At 44.5% G+C, this 15,765-nt stretch carries 14 protein-coding genes; 7 read left to right on the plus strand and 7 right to left on the minus strand.

Going from position 1 to position 15,765, the window contains the following annotated elements; genetic code table 11:
* Positions 1-10 precede the first annotated feature (10 nt).
* Complete coding sequence (locus tag FLM48_RS08440; RefSeq protein ID WP_179024341.1) at positions 11-1,276, minus strand: DUF3391 domain-containing protein; 1,266 nt, start codon at positions 1,274-1,276, stop codon at positions 11-13.
* 116 nt (positions 1,277-1,392) lie between these two features.
* On the opposite strand from FLM48_RS08440, the gene FLM48_RS08445 reads away from it, so the two are divergent.
* A complete protein-coding gene (locus tag FLM48_RS08445; protein WP_179024342.1) occupies positions 1,393-2,091 on the plus strand; it encodes a 2OG-Fe(II) oxygenase in 699 nt (232 codons plus the stop codon).
* Here FLM48_RS08445 and FLM48_RS08450 read toward each other — a convergent pair.
* The 4 genes from FLM48_RS08450 to FLM48_RS08465 all read right to left on the minus strand — a co-directional run bounded on the left by FLM48_RS08450 (position 2,084) and on the right by FLM48_RS08465 (position 5,641).
* The gene (locus tag FLM48_RS08450) at positions 2,084-3,436 is read right to left on the minus strand and encodes a sensor histidine kinase (protein ID WP_028773843.1); all 1,353 of its coding nucleotides are present in this window, start codon (positions 3,434-3,436) and stop codon (positions 2,084-2,086) included. The two genes, FLM48_RS08445 and FLM48_RS08450, sit on opposite strands and share 8 nt — an antisense overlap.
* Positions 3,427-4,101 carry a response regulator gene (locus FLM48_RS08455; RefSeq protein ID WP_179026314.1) on the minus strand — a complete coding sequence of 225 codons (675 nt, stop codon included), beginning with the start codon at positions 4,099-4,101 and terminating at the stop codon, positions 3,427-3,429. Before FLM48_RS08455 ends, FLM48_RS08450 begins: the two co-directional genes overlap by 10 nt.
* A gap of 251 nt (positions 4,102-4,352) precedes the next feature.
* Positions 4,353-4,703, minus strand: coding sequence for a hypothetical protein (locus tag FLM48_RS08460; protein ID WP_028773841.1), 351 nt, complete (start codon positions 4,701-4,703; stop codon positions 4,353-4,355).
* A 179-nt stretch (positions 4,704-4,882) separates the two neighbouring features.
* Positions 4,883-5,641, minus strand: coding sequence for a hypothetical protein (locus FLM48_RS08465; protein WP_028773840.1), 759 nt, complete (start codon positions 5,639-5,641; stop codon positions 4,883-4,885).
* A gap of 448 nt (positions 5,642-6,089) precedes the next feature.
* Between FLM48_RS08465 and FLM48_RS08470 the strand changes: the two genes are divergently transcribed.
* The 4 genes from FLM48_RS08470 (at position 6,090) to FLM48_RS08485 (ending at position 11,805) form a co-directional block, all read left to right on the plus strand.
* A complete protein-coding gene (locus tag FLM48_RS08470; protein ID WP_179024343.1) occupies positions 6,090-7,694 on the plus strand; it encodes a PAS domain-containing sensor histidine kinase in 1,605 nt (534 codons plus the stop codon).
* A gap of 12 nt (positions 7,695-7,706) precedes the next feature.
* Positions 7,707-9,062 carry a sigma-54 dependent transcriptional regulator gene (locus tag FLM48_RS08475; protein ID WP_179024344.1) on the plus strand — a complete coding sequence of 452 codons (1,356 nt, stop codon included), beginning with the start codon at positions 7,707-7,709 and terminating at the stop codon, positions 9,060-9,062.
* 89 nt (positions 9,063-9,151) lie between these two features.
* Complete coding sequence (locus FLM48_RS08480) at positions 9,152-10,087, plus strand: M14 family metallocarboxypeptidase (protein WP_179024345.1); 936 nt, start codon at positions 9,152-9,154, stop codon at positions 10,085-10,087.
* Between the two features lie 464 nt (positions 10,088-10,551).
* The gene (locus FLM48_RS08485; protein WP_179024346.1) at positions 10,552-11,805 is read left to right on the plus strand and encodes a magnesium transporter; all 1,254 of its coding nucleotides are present in this window, start codon (positions 10,552-10,554) and stop codon (positions 11,803-11,805) included.
* A 44-nt stretch (positions 11,806-11,849) separates the two neighbouring features.
* Here FLM48_RS08485 and FLM48_RS08490 read toward each other — a convergent pair whose 3' ends face one another.
* The gene (locus FLM48_RS08490) at positions 11,850-12,500 is read right to left on the minus strand and encodes a LysE family translocator (protein ID WP_179024347.1); all 651 of its coding nucleotides are present in this window, start codon (positions 12,498-12,500) and stop codon (positions 11,850-11,852) included.
* 362 nt (positions 12,501-12,862) lie between these two features.
* Here FLM48_RS08490 and nadE point away from each other — a divergent pair, with 362 nt between their 5' ends.
* Positions 12,863-13,693 carry an ammonia-dependent NAD(+) synthetase gene (nadE, locus tag FLM48_RS08495; RefSeq protein WP_028773836.1) on the plus strand — a complete coding sequence of 277 codons (831 nt, stop codon included), beginning with the start codon at positions 12,863-12,865 and terminating at the stop codon, positions 13,691-13,693.
* Between the two features lie 3 nt (positions 13,694-13,696).
* On the opposite strand, the gene FLM48_RS08500 is transcribed toward nadE, so the two are convergent.
* Positions 13,697-14,119, minus strand: coding sequence for a hypothetical protein (locus FLM48_RS08500; RefSeq protein WP_179024348.1), 423 nt, complete (start codon positions 14,117-14,119; stop codon positions 13,697-13,699).
* A 169-nt stretch (positions 14,120-14,288) separates the two neighbouring features.
* Between FLM48_RS08500 and FLM48_RS08505 the strand changes: the two genes are divergently transcribed.
* Positions 14,289-15,764, plus strand: coding sequence for a carboxylesterase (locus FLM48_RS08505; RefSeq protein ID WP_179024349.1), 1,476 nt, complete (start codon positions 14,289-14,291; stop codon positions 15,762-15,764).
* The last annotated feature ends 1 nt before the right edge of the window (position 15,765 follow it).

Below are 15,765 nucleotides of genomic sequence, written 5' to 3' on the forward strand. Positions count from 1 at the left end.
TCAAACTGGGCTATTTCTTTCCATTAGCTCCAAAGAAGTAGCTTACTCTTTCTCGTGGGTTTAGGTATTGCATCACTTTTTCAGGTAGTGCGGCAGGCGGGATACATTTAACAATGGTTAATTTTTCATCTTCTAGATCAACGATTGGGGCTTGCTCTTTGGGAACTAAATTGTCGTAAACCATAATTCGAGGCAGTAAAATTTTATCTAGATTGACGGCCATGACCATGGCAAATTGGCCTGAAGATAGCTCGACAATACTGCCAGGGGGATAAATACCCAGCATTTTTATCAGCTTGCCTACCACTTCTTGATTGAGTTTTTCTTTATAGTTTTTATATATAAACCCGAGGGCTGCATAGGGGGTTTTCGCTTTGTTGCGTCCTTCTGGGTGACAGAGCGTGTCGTAAAGATTAATTGCAGTGACCAATTGGTCAAGTTTACTGAGCGAGTCTTTCTTTAAGCCTTTAGGGTAGCCCGAACCGTCGAGATATTCATGATGGTTTAGGACAATGGACTGCGCTTGCTCTGGAAAAGTATCGGCTAATTTAAGCAGTTCGGCACCCATAATCGGGTGTTGCTTCATAAAATTGATTTCAGGCGGTGTTAGCGGTGTTTTTTTACGCATTAATTGCGCGGGCACTTTCAGCTTTCCTGTGTCGTGAAAAAGCGCGCCTAAACCGACTAGTTCTATTTCATTACGCTCCCAGCCCAATTCTTTCGCCATGATCATCGACAAAATGGATACATTGAGTGAATGATAGTAAATCCCATCGTCATTTTTGGCCTCATCCATTAGGTGCAACACTAGATTGTCGGCGTTGAGTAATTGATTACTGATGTCGTGGATGAGTTCTTTGCCATCTTCTATGGCATTTAATGGCCGGCTTCTGAGCTTGTTAATCAGATTGCGCATTTTGGCGATGGAGCGGTCAAATTCTTGCTGAGTTTTTTGTAGATCGCGACGCATCTTTTTTAGCTGATCGATTTTTTCTATCTTAGACTTCTGCATCTCTTCAGTAAGTGACGCCAAGTCTGTGTCGACTTTAGGTTGGGGTTTGCTACTCGCCACCTCTGGCGTTAATGGATCTGTTTCACTTTTATCAATATCTACAAATACATGCTCTATCCCTAGCTTACGTATAAGTTCGATCTGGGCTTGTTGTTTTAACTTGAACGAACTAAACAGAAACGGATGATCTTTCCAAGACACAGGTAACCTGACGAAGTTACCGACTTGAAGTTGATTTACCATCACTTTACGACTTTTTTTCATAGCTAAGGGGTCTGCGTTTTTGTTATCACTATTCTATATGAACTTACTGGCTTTACAATTACTTAACTGATATGTCAGCATAGAAGGATTATAAATTAATCAGACATACACTCACAATGGACTTTATTGAAGCATATCCCAATGCCATTCCCGATGATTTATGCGATCGCCTGATGGCTATCGTAGCAAATCATAGCGGTTCGCAACCTGGGCAGACGGGTCATGGGGTGGATAAATCTAAGAAGCATAGCACGGATATTATGCTAGATAATTATCAAGATTTATTGCCTATCAGAGATGAGCTGCTCGGATATACCTTACAGCATGCTACCCAATATTTCTCCAAATATGCATTGGCTTTGATGGGCGGCGTTGCGGTTCAAGTTGCCGGGCAAGATGGGCTGCCGGTGACCTTATCACCTGATAATTTTGAGTCTGAAGGCTTACCGCGAGCAGAAGCCTTAGTTAAATACCTGTATCGTTCTGGCTCAATTAATGTGCAACACTATCTGCAAGGAGAGGGCGGTTACCCGCACTGGCATTCGGAGCAGTTTCCACAGATTGGGCATAACGAAGCGCTGCACCGAGTGGTGCTGTATATGTTTTACCTCAATGATGTCACAGAGGGTGGCGAAACTGAGTTTTACTATCAACAGCGTAAGCTTAAACCGAAAAAAGGCACCATGGTGATCGCCCCTGCTGGCTTTACCCATAGCCATAGAGGCAATGTTCCAATTAGTGGCGATAAATATATCGCCACCTCTTGGATCATGTTTAATCGTGCCGAGCAGTTATATCAGCAAGTCGCTAAATAGGGATGGTAATTTTGAATGAGGCACCTTCTAATTTTGAGGTGCCAATAATCAATTTGCCATTGTAGCTAGAGACTATTTCGTTACATACCGCAAGGCCAATACCTTGACCGGCTTTTTGGGTGTCGGCTCTCACCCCACGTTCGATGATTTTTTGGCGGATACTTTCATCGACGCCAGGACCGTCATCTTCAACAATAAGCTCAAACTCACCATGATCATTGTATGTGGCGCTGACACGGACTTGACTGATACACATCTTAAATGCGTTTTCCATCAGGTTGCCACATAACTCCATTAAGTCACCTTTGTCGCCAGGGAACACATGCTCCTTAGGAATATTGGCACTAAACTCGACGGTTTTATCACGGTAAACCTTAAACAACATCGACGACAATTGCTCAATAAGTGGTGCCACTAACGTTTGTTCCTGCTTGAGTCCTTTACGACCTAACATGGCACGTTTGAGTTGATATTTGACCAGCTGATCCATTTGACTCACCTGTTCCATGATCTTCTCGTTTGATGCTTGACGGCTCAGCTCATTGTCATCGGTTAACGCGTGGACAGCGGCTAACCGGGTTTTTAAGCTGTGGGCCAAATCGTTCATGGCATTTTGGTAGCGTTGCTGCTGTGCACTTGATTGTACTAACAGCTGGTTTAAAGCTTGGGTTACACCTTCTAACTCAACTGGATAGTTTTCCGACAAGGCTTTAGTTTTGCCACTACTGACGTTTTCTAATTCGTTGCGCATCCGGTTGAGCGGTCGCATTCCCCAATAACCGGCACTGATCAATAACACTAACGCTAATGCGAGTACCATTGCTAAACGGATGTAGGTCAAGCGGCTGAATTTGTCGAGCTCTTTTTCGAGCTTCTCAGCGTCTTTCATTACCAACAAGTTATATTGATTGTGGGCAATCTCCACCGCTAAAAGGTAAACAAAGTAGCCGCGGTCATCCGCGAGGTTGAGGTAGTAGGGCGGCGAATCATTGCGGATAGCATCAAAGCGCTCACAAGTATCAAATAAGCCTTTGTCGACTGCTAAAGAAGATGTCCATACCTGCTTGAAGTTATCGTCACAACTGGCAATAACGTATTTCTCTTCAGTGTTGTTATCATCAAGCCATGAGCTGGTATCTGGGATGAGATCGTGTTCACGTAGCTCTGCAGCAACTTTAGGGATTTCCGCAATTAGCTGGGCGGTTTCTTCGTTATAATTGTTTTGCGCATGTAGGATATTAACTAGCCATGCTAGACCAAAGCCGACTAGGGCTATGATAGATAGCGAGGTGAGAAACATCCGCGTGAGCAGACGTTTCTTAGGCTTAAGAAATTTTAACTGCATGGCAGGTTGAATTTATAGCCCTGACCACGAATAGTGGCAATTGGGTTTTCTAGGCCACCTTTAGTGAGCTTTTTACGTAAGCGGCTCACCATTACCTCAATAGTATTGGGATCGCCCTCTTTATCGCCATAAATGACATCAAGTAAGCGTTGTTTAGCGACGACTTCATGGCAGTGACGCATCAGGTATTCCAATATTAAGTATTCAAACGCTGTGACTTCCATGGGTTGTCCATCGAGGGACACTTGCTTCGCTGCAAGGTCGAGCTCTAATGGGCCGCTGGTGATTTGTGGTTTAACAAATCCGGCGCTACGCCTCACTAGGGCATCAAGTCTGGCGACTAATTCCTCTTTTTGGAAAGGCTTAACTAGGTAGTCATCGGCGCCGGCATTGAGGCCTTCAACTTTGTCTTGCCAGTTAACACGCGCAGTGAGAATGAGAATCGGCGCTTTGAGGCCTTCGTTTCTGAGATTTTGGATCAAACTAATGCCATCTTCGTCCGGTAGACCCAAATCGACAATTGCGATATCAATAGGGTAATTGGTAGCTTGATAGAACCCTTCTTTTGCGGTCAGTGCAACCTGAACTTGATTGCCTAATTCACTGAGCTGCACTTTTAAGTGGTGTGAAAGGATAGGATCGTCTTCAACTACCAGAATTCTCATCATTTATTGCCTACAAAATTATTTTGTTCAGTTTAGCTAGTTATCGAAACGTTGCCAACTAACATCAGTTTGTTTGATGTGAAAAGTGTAGCTAAACAAAACTTAATCTTGGCTGAATCACTTGGGTAAAAAGCTAAATTGTCGAATAAATTGCGTAGTAATCGAAATGGAGAGCAGTGGTATCACTCCGGCAGCGTCTCACCGCTGCCTGTTTAATTTGAATCTAACCTAGCGCGCTGTGCTTGGCAGCACTAGTGAAATTGGCTTTTTGAGCGTAGTAAACGTAGTTTGGCGATACCCTGCGAACAAAAGGCAGCGCTTAGGGTAAACAGTGCTACAGCGCTCATTATTGCGGCTAGCCTTAGCCAAGGGGCATCCATCGCTATGCGCATTTGTACATAATCATAGCCACTCAGTCCCCAAACCAATATTGCACAAATGACTAAGGTTGCACTTAATAAATGGTTGATAAAAGGATGCTTAATTAATAGTAATATGGGTGCTAGTGCAAAGGATGCAGCAATCAGGTTTTGGCCAAAACGCATAAAATGTGCGCCAATTAATACAAAAGCTAAAAATACGATGAGTGTGCGCCACCACATAATCATTCCCCCCCAGAAAATTAGTGCATAGAGCTTACTGTAATTTCAAAGGTGCATACTATAGGTGTGTTCACAACTTAGGAAAATTCTGTCAGGTTTTCTGTATTTATTTGAACTTGAGTGCAGAGTTTACGCAATCAGTCCACCAGTAAGGCGGCTGATTGCGAGTTGGCCAGCTCTTAGTCATCGCTGTCTAACAGTTGCTGGATCTGCTGTTTTTGGGCATCGGAAATGTCGGCGTGCGAAATGATATCTAACAACTGTTGTTTATCGATTTGATGTTTATCACTGTGATAGACCAATACTTTGTCTGCCGTGAGGTCTTGGATATCGATATCAAGATCGCCGACTTCTATTTCAACAATTTGCTCAGCAAGTTCGACCATTTCATCGGATATCACTTCTATTTGTTGGTGTAATTGGTCACCATGTTGCTCAAAGTAAACTTCAATTTCTCGCGCTTTAGCTTCCATCGCTGCGCTTTGGCTTTCCATCGCTTGTGCATCTGACTCGAAGCGCTTAACAATGACCGCCATTTTGGCTTCTTTATCAGCCATTTGCTGTTTTAAATCGCGTAGCTTGAGCTTCATTTCTGGCGTTAATGTTGGTGCAGTAATAATGTGCTTGTACTGTCCACGATGGGGCGCAGACTGTAAGGTTGCTATAAGCGCTTTGCGCTGTTTTTCATCGAGATCAGCGAGTTTCTGTTTTAAGCCCTCAGTATCTTGTATCTCTGCCGGTGTGAAGGTGTATTGTTGTGATTCGCCATCAATATTGATTTTAACATTGGTGAGTTCATTTTCATCTTGATGGATCTCAGTGCTAATGGTTTTTTGGGTATGTGCTTGTTGTAATTGGGTTGGAGCAGCATGTAAGTTATGGGCAACAATACCGCTAAACATTAGGCTTGTTAATGTCAAAAGATGGCTGAGTTTCATAGGGCGTCCTTATCAAAAGTTATTCATGTGTCGTCTTATCATTGGCCGTAGGTAATGACCTATCGGCGCCATCTTGTTACAGCGAAACCCATGCCAATGTTATATTTTTGCGTTAAAACAGGTGCTTGTTTTAATTCTGGCTGTTGCTTGTGCTATAGAAGCGCTGAGTATTGTCGCAAATCAGGTTAGGTATTCCTGATATGGGGAAATAACTTGGTGACTAGCTAAGTGTAAGGTACTGATTTCCTAGTGTTCTTGATCTGGTATGTTTCTTGTAAATGAATAGTTTAAGTCGTCAATTGCAGGCCTTTTAGCTAAATGACGTTTGGCGTGTTCCGGTGAATTGCCTTAAATAAGTCTGTGGTTGGAGCAAATGCTAGTTGTGAGCTCATGATTTAGGTGTGCGGTTTAAGATTAAATTGATTTTTGCGGGTTAACAGAGAGTGCTATGTCGATAAAACGTTATCTTTTCATATTGTTTGGTACGCTAATTATTGTTTTAGCGGTAAGTCAGCTTTTTGTAACCCATTACTTTAAGGCACAGTTGCAGGCAGAACTAAGTAGTAGTTCGGAGGCTCTATCTAAGGACCTAGTGCGAGTTCTGATTAATAGTATTGCCAGTGAGCAAGAACTGGTGGTGGAGTTTGATGAATTTGATGAGCAGCAGGTTGAAGAGCAGATACATCAAGAGATGGAAGCGTTACATCAAGACTTTGATATGGAAATTGCTGAGATAGGCCGAGAAGTAGGTGATATTAGCAGAGAAATTGCTGCATTAGAGATCCAAAGGCAGACCGCTCGCTCAGTGCAGGAAGATAAAGCTGTTAAGCAGCAACTAGTGGATAAAGAGCAGCGGCTTAAGCAACATTTACGGCAGATCGAAGTTTATGAAAAAGAGCTGATAAAAGACCAACAATTACGGATTGTGCAAGCAAAACGCCAAGCAGCAGCCAACTATCAGGCGAAACTCAACCAAGCGGTTAGCGAGGTTCACCTCGATACCCAATCGTGGTTGGAAAACGGCAACGTGGAAATTATCAAGCTGCCTGACTCGCCTACATCTCACCAGATTAATGTCACTCGTGCTATTTCTGTCCCTAACAGCGGCGCCACAGAGCAGTTAAACAAGCTAACTAATATTACCCTGTTGATGATTGGTATCACCTCGGTGTTGGCACTCATTATGGTGTACTTTCTAAGCCATTATATTAGTGCGCCGCTAAGTAAATTGGCACAAGGGCATCAGAAGCTTGGGCAAGGAAAGCTTGGGTTTCAAGTCAAAGAGCAGGGGGTTAAAGAACTTAAATCTATTTTGCATGGTTTCAATAAAATGAGCACTAAGCTGGCGGATTTGAGTAATAAAGAGCAGCAGATGGCCGAGCAGAAGCAGCTTGCTGAGCTTGGCGAAGTCACCAGAGGTATTGCACATAGTTTACGTAATCCGCTGCATACAGTGGGCTTGCTATCCGAGGCTGCATCTCATGCCAATAATGCGGACGAATCACAGCAGATGCTGGTACAAATCCAACAGAAAATTAGTCTAATGGATAAGAGTATCCAGTCACTACTCACATTATCGAGTAGTGAAATTAGGCGCGACACGCCGGTACCGCTAGGTGCAATCGTGCAAGATATTATGCTTGAACTTGCTGTTAGCGGCATCAAACCTGACATCGAGTTTGAACAACAAAGTGAGCAAACATTGTCGCCCATTTTAGGTGCCGAAGCCGAGCTACGTAGTATCATCCATGCAGTGTTGATTAATGCAGTTGAAGCAACTGAAGAGAAAGGGTCGGTGACTGTAACGCTATCCCAGTCAGCACAGTTTCAAGTCATTCAAGTTAGAGATACAGGCCAGGGGATCGACCAAGCTATCAAGCAAAAGCTATTTCAGCCTCATGTTACCTCTAAAGCAGAAGGCTCAGGGATGGGGCTATACATTGCTCAACGGCTGCTACGAGGTCATTATGGCGGCAGCATCGATTACCGAGACAATGAAGGTGGCGGTACGCTAGCCACAATTACTTTTGCTCGCGCAATCACAGCATCTTAAAAGGAAGTAGGCATGACTCAAAATAGTCCGATATCCATCTTAGTGGTGGAGGATGAACCGGCACAACGTAAACTGATTGTGCAGATGTTAGCAGCGCAGGAGCACAGGGTGACGAGTGCAGCCAGTGTCGAAGATGCGATTGTCAGTTTAAAGCAGCAAACGCCGGATTTGATATTTTCCGATTGGAAGCTCGGTCAACTTACGGGGATGGATTTGCTGCGTTATGTACGCACTCACTACCCTGATATCGGTTTTATTATTGCTACAGCATACGGCACGATTACCCATGCTGTTGATGCAATGCAAGCTGGCGCAGATGATTACTTGGCCAAGCCTTATCAAAGACAGACGTTACTGTTAGCCATCGATAAAGTGGCTAAATCTACCCAGTTAAAGCAGCAAAACCGGCAGTTAACCTCAGCGCTGGCAGAGCAGCAACAACTGGTTGGCTTAGTGGGTAAAGCGCCGTGTATGCAAAAAGTTTATACCCGGGTCCAGCGCATCAGTGCAACCGACGCCACCGTGCTCATTGGTGGTGAGAGCGGTACAGGCAAAGAGTTAGCCGCCAGAGCCTTGTATCAGTTATCAGAGCGCCATAATAAACCCTTTGTCACTATTAATTGTGGCGCAATTCCAGAGTCGTTAGCTGAAGCTGAATTGTTTGGCGCTGAAAAAGGTGCCTACACCGGCGCTAACACGCTAAAAATCGGTAAATTAGAAGCCGCTGACGGCGGCACCTTGTTTCTGGACGAAATTGGTGAGCTGCCCTTACTACAACAAACTAAACTATTACGCTTTTTACAAGAAGGCGTTGTATCTCGCATTGGGCAAAATACTGAAATGACACTCGACGTGCGGGTGATTGCCGCAACTCATCGAGACTTACAGGCTGAAGTTGCGGCGGGGCGTTTTCGTGAAGATTTGTATTATCGGCTCAATGTGGTGCCGATTCACATGCCTGCATTGCGTCAGCGCCGTGAAGATATCGGTCGGCTTGTTGAACACTTCCTTTGCTTACACGCAAAACAATACGGCGTTACAGCGCCTAAGCTGACAGCGAAAACATTAAAAGTCCTGTTAGATCACCCATGGCCAGGAAATGTGCGAGAACTGGCTAATCGCATCGAGCGTTTTGTGTTACTTGCCGATGAACAGGAGATGATTGCCGAGCTCAATAGTTGTGCTCCGGCAATCAGTCAGTCGCAATTTGTGTTGCCTGATGAGGGCATCGAGTGGGAAAGCTTTGAGAAGCATTGCCTACAGCAAGCGATGGACAGGCATGATGGCAACCGGACTAAAGCGGCGAAATTGCTAGGGCTAAGCTACAAAGCCTTTTTATATCGTTTAGAAAAACACCAATTGGTATAGCGTAGCACTAATACTTGAGTAAATTTGCATTGCAAATACCTGAGGCTTTTCTTACGCTGCCTGTAAAAATAGTAATTGAAAGGATCAGCATGACGACAGACAAGCAAAGCTCAGCCTATGGGATCGGTAGCGTAGGGCAGAAATGGGGCAAGGATGAACGTACATTATGGCTAAGCAAACAAAGCATTAAACGCAGTTATCAGCAAGAAGTTGTGGCGAAGCTCGATGTACTGCCCGATAGCTTGGTTGTTAGTCAGTATGGAGAGTTGCCATACAATGAACGCAATTACCCACTGTTTGTGGTTAAAACTCGGGCGTGGGATCAAGCTAAACCTACTGTGTTAGTCACCGGGGGCGTACACGGGTATGAGACAAGCGGCGTACAAGGAGCGATTCGTTTTCTAGAAACTCAAATTGCCCATTATCCACAGTTTAATTTTGTAGTGGCGCCTTGTGTCAGTCCTTGGGGTTACGAGACCATCAATCGTTGGAACCCCAATGCTGTTGATCCTAATCGCTCTTTTATGGTTAATAGCCCCGCGCCAGAGTCAGCAGCTTTGATGGCCATGGTTGCCAGTTTGGGGATTGATTTGATTGCCCATATTGACCTGCATGAAACCACTGACACCGATAATAGTGAGTTTCGCCCAGCGTTAGCCGCGAGGGATGCGGTAGCGCATACCAATTGGAACATACCCGATGGTTTTTATTTAGTGGGTGATAGTGAAAATCCCTGTGATGATTTTCAACAGGCCATTATCAAGGCGGTATCACATGTCACTCATATTGCGCCTGCTGATGACAATGACAAGTTGATTGGAGTCGACGTCAGTCAGTTTGGGGTGATTAATTACGCCACTAAAGCGCTGAGCCTCTGTACCGGGTTTTCTGATGCTCAGTACAATACCACTACTGAAGTCTACCCAGACAGCCCGTTAGTTGATGATGAAAACTGTATTGCTGCTCAAGTTACTGCCATTACATCTGGACTTGATTATATGATTAGCCAGCATCAGCTAGGCTAGTTTAATCTTGTTTTTTGAACTGTTGCAGTCGTTCATGACTGGCTGTGACAGTTCGATTAAGGTGTTAATACATCTGGTGTTGATGTTTGCACAAGGTGTTCTGCCTGTAGTCAAACTATTATTTTTCAAGATTATTTAGTCTGTTAATTGACTTGCCTATATGCCCACCTATAATGCGCGGCGATAACTGAGCTCATTCAGCAAAAAGCTCGTGCAAAAACAAAGCTTATTCAAAATCTTTAGTTGGTACTCACTCGCCCATAGGTGACTTGTGCCTTTTCATTCACCCCTACATCAGGAGATAAACATGGAAATTGATTACCCTCCTAGTATGTGCGGCGTGGAGAAGGACAGCAACTCATTGATATTCGCTCGCCCATCTGTTTTTTTATAAACCGCTTCTCCCACGCCCCTTATTTTACTTAGCGATACGTTAAACCCGAGAAAATTAGGGAGGACGATTTATGTCCAATATTGCACTACCTTGTGAGCAAGGTTTGTCGATTACGCACACAGCCAATTCGCTGGCTTTAGGATCAGAACTCGATACGACTCTGAGCGGCACAAGCTTGTTGAAAATGAATTCGCAGCAGCAAAAGCAAGTGCTTGCACAGTGTAGTTTGGCAAAAAGTTATCAGCTCATTGCGCCGTTATCCGTTAAACAACGCAAAGTATTGCGCGCAGCCATCAGTGAGGATATCTATGCCGATCTGACCATCGCATTAAGCCAAACCGAACCCGTTATTGCGGTGATGTCCGGTGGCTATTCAATGCCGTTGGTGGATGGCATGGTGGTTGGTGATGTATTGGCTTTGTTGCAAACGCAAAATTATACCCATTCTAGCTGCTTCCTTACTGATAGCGATGGCCAATATCTCGGTGTGTTGGAACTGGCGCGTTTAGCTGGCGAAGATCATAGCAGTTCTATTGCGAGTCTGATGCAGCGGGTACCGGCCTATCATGTCAGTTTAGATCAAGAGCAAGCTGTAACTTTATTGAGTCAGTCTAGTATTGACTGCTTGCCACTGATTGATAGTTATGGCCGTCCGGTCGGCTTTTTCAATAGCCAGCAAGCCATCTCGGTTATGCAGCGAGAGCAAACTGAAGATGTAGAAAAAATGATGGGGATTCAGGCCGATGCGCTAGGTGGCACTTATTTAGAAACGTCGGTATTTTCCCATATCAGTAAGCGCATTTACTGGATCTTGGGCCTCGCTGTGGTGGGCATTACCTCAGGTATGGTAATTCAAAGCTATGATGATGCCATTATGGCATTGACCATTTTAGCCTTGTATATGCCTATGGTGGCCGATACTGGCGGCAATTCGGGTAGTCAAGCGGCCACGGTCATTGTTCGAGCACTGGCATTGGGTGAGTTAAAGCTCTCTCAATGGTTACATGTTTTGTGGAAAGAGCTGCGTATTTCATTGTTCATCGGCGCGTGCTTGGGCTTGCTAACCGCATCAAAAGTTTATCTGTTGTCGTATGGTATTGAATTGCCCGAAAACCTAACATTTTCTCTAGTGGCGTTTGCAATCGGCCTCGCCTTATTTTTACAGGTAATTTCGGCTACGGTGATTGGCGCTGCGCTGCCACTGATGGCGCAAGTGTTAAAGCAAGACCCTGCGGTAGTAGCAAGCCCCGCTATCACTACCTTGGTTGATATTACTGGATTGCTCATCTATTTCTATGTCACAACGTCAATCTTGTTGAGTTAACGGCAAAATCGCAGACTGGCGTTAGTACTACGTTGGCGTGGTTGCTATGTTAATGACGTGGCCAATGAGATGATGATGACACTGGATGCAATAATAAACAGTGCCCCTGTTAACAGGTTTATCAGGGCGCTGGCATTCAGTAATTTTTGCTGAATGTTGGGACGTGATAAGAAAAGCGCAATAATACAAAACCAAGCCAGTGACAGCACGAGTAACAATAATGCGGCGGAAACTTTAGTTAATAGCTGAGTTTGCGGCGTTATCATGGCTGAAAATAAGGTAATAAAGAAAACTAAGGCTTTAGGGTTGAGTAGGTTGGTGTATAAGCCCTGCAGAAAACCTTGGCTTCGGCTTAGCTGTGGCTGCTGATTATCAAGATGAGTGAGTTGTTGCTTAGCCCGCCATTGAGCCGTTGCCCCTTTGACTGCTGATAGCCCCATCCACCCTAAATAGGTTGCGCCTGCAAGCTGCACACAAATAAACAATACTGGCGAACTTTGAATGACAATACTGATCCCCGTCAAGCTTAGTATGCAGTGGATCAGGATAGCTAAAGCAATTCCCACGGCACCGGCAATAGCAACTTGACGCTGTTGTTGACTGGCCAATTTGACCACTAAGGCAAAGTCAGGGCCAGGGCTCATTAGGGCAACGCTATGAATGATTGCCAGAGAAAAAAGTAGTTGCCATTCCATTTGTAAGCTCACTTATCTTTATTATTGTGTTTCGGCATGTTTTCAGGGCAAACGCCGTCTTAGCTTGTTACAAAATTGATTAAATCGCTAGCGCTGATTTCAATTTAGCAGCGCGGTTTAATTAAACCCCATTAGAACACAGGTTTGCTTGCCATGCCGGAGTGCTTTAACTAGCGACTTGTCGGTTGAGTCCGTCTGTCAACATTTAACCTGAGTAGACCCATTTATTAAGCTAATTGCTATTGGGTCAAAATCTTATTATTCAATCGCAAATATCACAATTTAGTCGTGAATTTTATTTCAAGTTATCACATAATGATGCGGGGATTTTGGGTTAAATTAATTTATTTTGGAGCTGTGTTGTGAAAGGACAAATCATTCGCGAAATGAAGGTTCAACCTGTAATTGAGGTTGATTATGAAGTTCAGCGTCGTATTGCATTTATCAAAACAAGATTGAAAGACGCCAATGCAACTCAGCTCGTGCTTGGGATAAGCGGCGGGGTCGATTCATCTTTGACCGGCAAATTGTGTCAACTGGCCGTAGATGAGTTAAACGCAGAACATCAAAGCAGTGACTATCAATTCATCGCAGTACGTTTACCCTATGATGTACAAAAAGATGAAGATGAAGCGCAGTTAGCGTGTGATTTTATTGCCCCCTCAAAACGAGTGACTGTGAACATACATGCCGGTGTTGATGGTGTTCATCAGCAGACTTTATCAGCGGTTGAAGCAGCAGGATTGGCTTTGCCAGAGCAAAGTCGCGTCGACTTTAATAAAGGCAATGTTAAAGCCAGAATGCGTATGATTGCCCAGTATGAGATAGCCGGTTTGCTCGGTGGTTTGGTTGTTGGGACAGACCATAGTGCCGAAAATATTACCGGTTTTTATACTAAATGGGGTGACGGTGCCTGTGATTTAGCCCCTTTATTTGGACTGAGCAAACGCCAGGTTAGGCAACTTGCCAGCTTCTTAGGCGCACCAGAACTGTTAGTTAACAAAGCGCCTACAGCAGATTTAGAAGATGACCAACCGCAGTTAGCAGACGAAGTTGCCTTAGGGTTAAGTTACGATGAGATTGACGATTTTCTTGAAGGCAAAGCGGTCAGTCAACAGGTTGAAGATAAGCTAACGGCTATCTATTTGCGCACTCAACACAAGCGTGAAGCGATTCCCACCATTTATGATTAATTGCTAAGATTGAGGCGATAACCATTGGGTTCTTGTCGCCTCAATTAGCGCGTTTGGGCATTGTCGATAATCTAAATAGGGTAGGGCAATAATTTGTCCATTTGTGCAGTTTTTCATTTGCTGCTCAAGTTGGTGCTGCATCTTATTGCCACAAATAAAGTGCTGCGTTGCATGCGGTGCTAACTGTATGGCGTTGATATAAATTGCTTCATGATGCTTGAGCAAATGGTTTGCTAGGTAATCACGCCACTCATCTGATGGACTCATCAACTTTGCCATTATTACCATGATCTTGCGCCAATGATTACCATTGTCAGCGATTAATTGCTCTATCGCGTGGTTGTTTTCGTGCCGCCAGTCCGTAGCTAATATCGGTGGTGTGGGTAGATAGAAAATGCTGCGAGCATCACTTGGGCCAATAATCATAACGGTATAAATCACCTTTGTGGGGGTTGCATAGCATAACAACTGCCAGCGCAAAAACAGATACGGTTGAGGCTTTTACTATACCTCTGCATACTGGGTATAGGAATTGATTAAACGATTTTAACGGATTAGCCATGATAAGCTTCAACTGGCTATCTTAGGACAGGTAATGAAAACCTTAGTGATTGGATCAACAAAGCACCTGCTGATGGCCGCAATGTACATCGCGATGGGAGGCTTTGCGACTTTAATTGTTACCGCGGTTATCTTTCTCAATGCTCGGCCTGATTTAGATATTTGGCATACCCGTTTATTAGCGCATCAATATCACCAGGACAGCGCCATAGACTCATTTAGTGACTATATTGCCAATGAGCAAGATTTGTTCAATGAAGTCGAAACTCATGTTTATCAAAACACATCATTAGCGCAACACTCGCCTATTAACCGTTATGTACGTGGCAGCTTGGCTGATCCTAAGCATTGGTCTACTGATTGGAATCGCAGCTTTGAGTGGCCAAATAGCCAGGCTGAGTATGGTTTGCTCTTGTTACATGGGATGTCTGATTCACCCTATGTCTTATCGCATATCGGCAATCACTTTCGTGATAAGGCCCATGTACTTGGCTTGCGGTTACCTGGGCATGGCACATTGCCCTCGGGGTTGGTGAATTTATCTTGGCAAGATATGGCTGCGGCCGTCAATCTGGCAACGGAGCATTTGCAGCAGCAATTGCAGGGCAAGCCACTGTATGTGGTTGGTTTTTCAACCGGTGCTGCTTTGGCATTAAACCATGAATTGACCGCGATAGAGCAAGGCGATGCTACGGCTTATCAGTCTATGGTGTTCATTTCACCCGCTATTGGTTTACCGCCCGTTGCGGCTGGGGCTAAATGGCAGGCAAACCTTGGACGTTTACTGTCACTGGATAAATTACTTTGGAATAGTATTCAGACTGAATATGATCCATTTAAATATGGCTCTTTTGCGGTTAATGCTGGTGATGTTGTCTATCAGTTGTCACAGCGCAACTCTAGGCGTCTGTTACAGTTGCCCTTAGCGCAGCGTGAGCGAATACCGAAGACACTGACATTTCAATCACTCATGGATGCGACCGTATCTAGCCCTGCCGTAGTCAATGATTTTTATCTGCATTTGCCGCAATCAGTAGCGCACCAACTGGTGATGTTTGATATCAATCGAACTCAGATAAATATGGGACTTATTCCAGAAGATCCACGGGTGCCATATGAAAGTTTACTGGCAGCCAATCAGTTCAATTTTGAATTTACTTTGATTCAAAATAAAGCGCAGCCATCATTAGCGACTTACATGGGGTTAAAACCACAAAATGAAGTCGAAGCGGTACGCTATCAATCTGGCACGACCGAAATAGAGGCTTTGTCGCTGTTTTGGCCGCCATCAGTGTATTCTCTTTCCCATGTGGCTTTACCTATCCCTAAAGAAGATAGTCTGTATGGCCCTACTGCAAAGGATGAGTTGCCACGGGTGCATATTGGTGCCGCAGATTCCCGCGGCGAAAGGGGCTTGTTAAGCGTGCCGGCTAATGAAATATTACGGCAAAAATGGAACCCTTTTTATCCCTATATGTTGCAACGAATTGAGCAACATATAGGTCACTAGC

The organism is Shewanella sp. Scap07 (assembly GCF_013394145.1).
Taxonomy (GTDB): Bacteria; Pseudomonadota; Gammaproteobacteria; order Enterobacterales; family Shewanellaceae; genus Shewanella; species Shewanella waksmanii.

What these genes read in the sequence shown, in the direction of transcription:
- FLM48_RS08440 (WP_179024341.1), bottom strand. Translation starts at nt 1,276, where the DNA reads ATGAAAAAAAGTCGTAAAGTGATGGTAAATCAACTTCAAGTCGGTAAC.
- FLM48_RS08445 (WP_179024342.1), top strand. Translation starts at nt 1,393, where the DNA reads ATGGACTTTATTGAAGCATATCCCAATGCCATTCCCGATGATTTATGC.
- FLM48_RS08450 (WP_028773843.1), bottom strand. Translation starts at nt 3,436, where the DNA reads ATGCAGTTAAAATTTCTTAAGCCTAAGAAACGTCTGCTCACGCGGATG.
- FLM48_RS08455 (WP_179026314.1), bottom strand. Translation starts at nt 4,101, where the DNA reads ATGAGAATTCTGGTAGTTGAAGACGATCCTATCCTTTCACACCACTTA.
- FLM48_RS08460 (WP_028773841.1), bottom strand. Translation starts at nt 4,703, where the DNA reads ATGTGGTGGCGCACACTCATCGTATTTTTAGCTTTTGTATTAATTGGC.
- FLM48_RS08465 (WP_028773840.1), bottom strand. Translation starts at nt 5,641, where the DNA reads ATGAAACTCAGCCATCTTTTGACATTAACAAGCCTAATGTTTAGCGGT.
- FLM48_RS08470 (WP_179024343.1), top strand. Translation starts at nt 6,090, where the DNA reads ATGTCGATAAAACGTTATCTTTTCATATTGTTTGGTACGCTAATTATT.
- FLM48_RS08475 (WP_179024344.1), top strand. Translation starts at nt 7,707, where the DNA reads ATGACTCAAAATAGTCCGATATCCATCTTAGTGGTGGAGGATGAACCG.
- FLM48_RS08480 (WP_179024345.1), top strand. Translation starts at nt 9,152, where the DNA reads ATGACGACAGACAAGCAAAGCTCAGCCTATGGGATCGGTAGCGTAGGG.
- FLM48_RS08485 (WP_179024346.1), top strand. Translation starts at nt 10,552, where the DNA reads ATGTCCAATATTGCACTACCTTGTGAGCAAGGTTTGTCGATTACGCAC.
- FLM48_RS08490 (WP_179024347.1), bottom strand. Translation starts at nt 12,500, where the DNA reads ATGGAATGGCAACTACTTTTTTCTCTGGCAATCATTCATAGCGTTGCC.
- FLM48_RS08500 (WP_179024348.1), bottom strand. Translation starts at nt 14,119, where the DNA reads ATGATTATTGGCCCAAGTGATGCTCGCAGCATTTTCTATCTACCCACA.
- FLM48_RS08505 (WP_179024349.1), top strand. Translation starts at nt 14,289, where the DNA reads ATGAAAACCTTAGTGATTGGATCAACAAAGCACCTGCTGATGGCCGCA.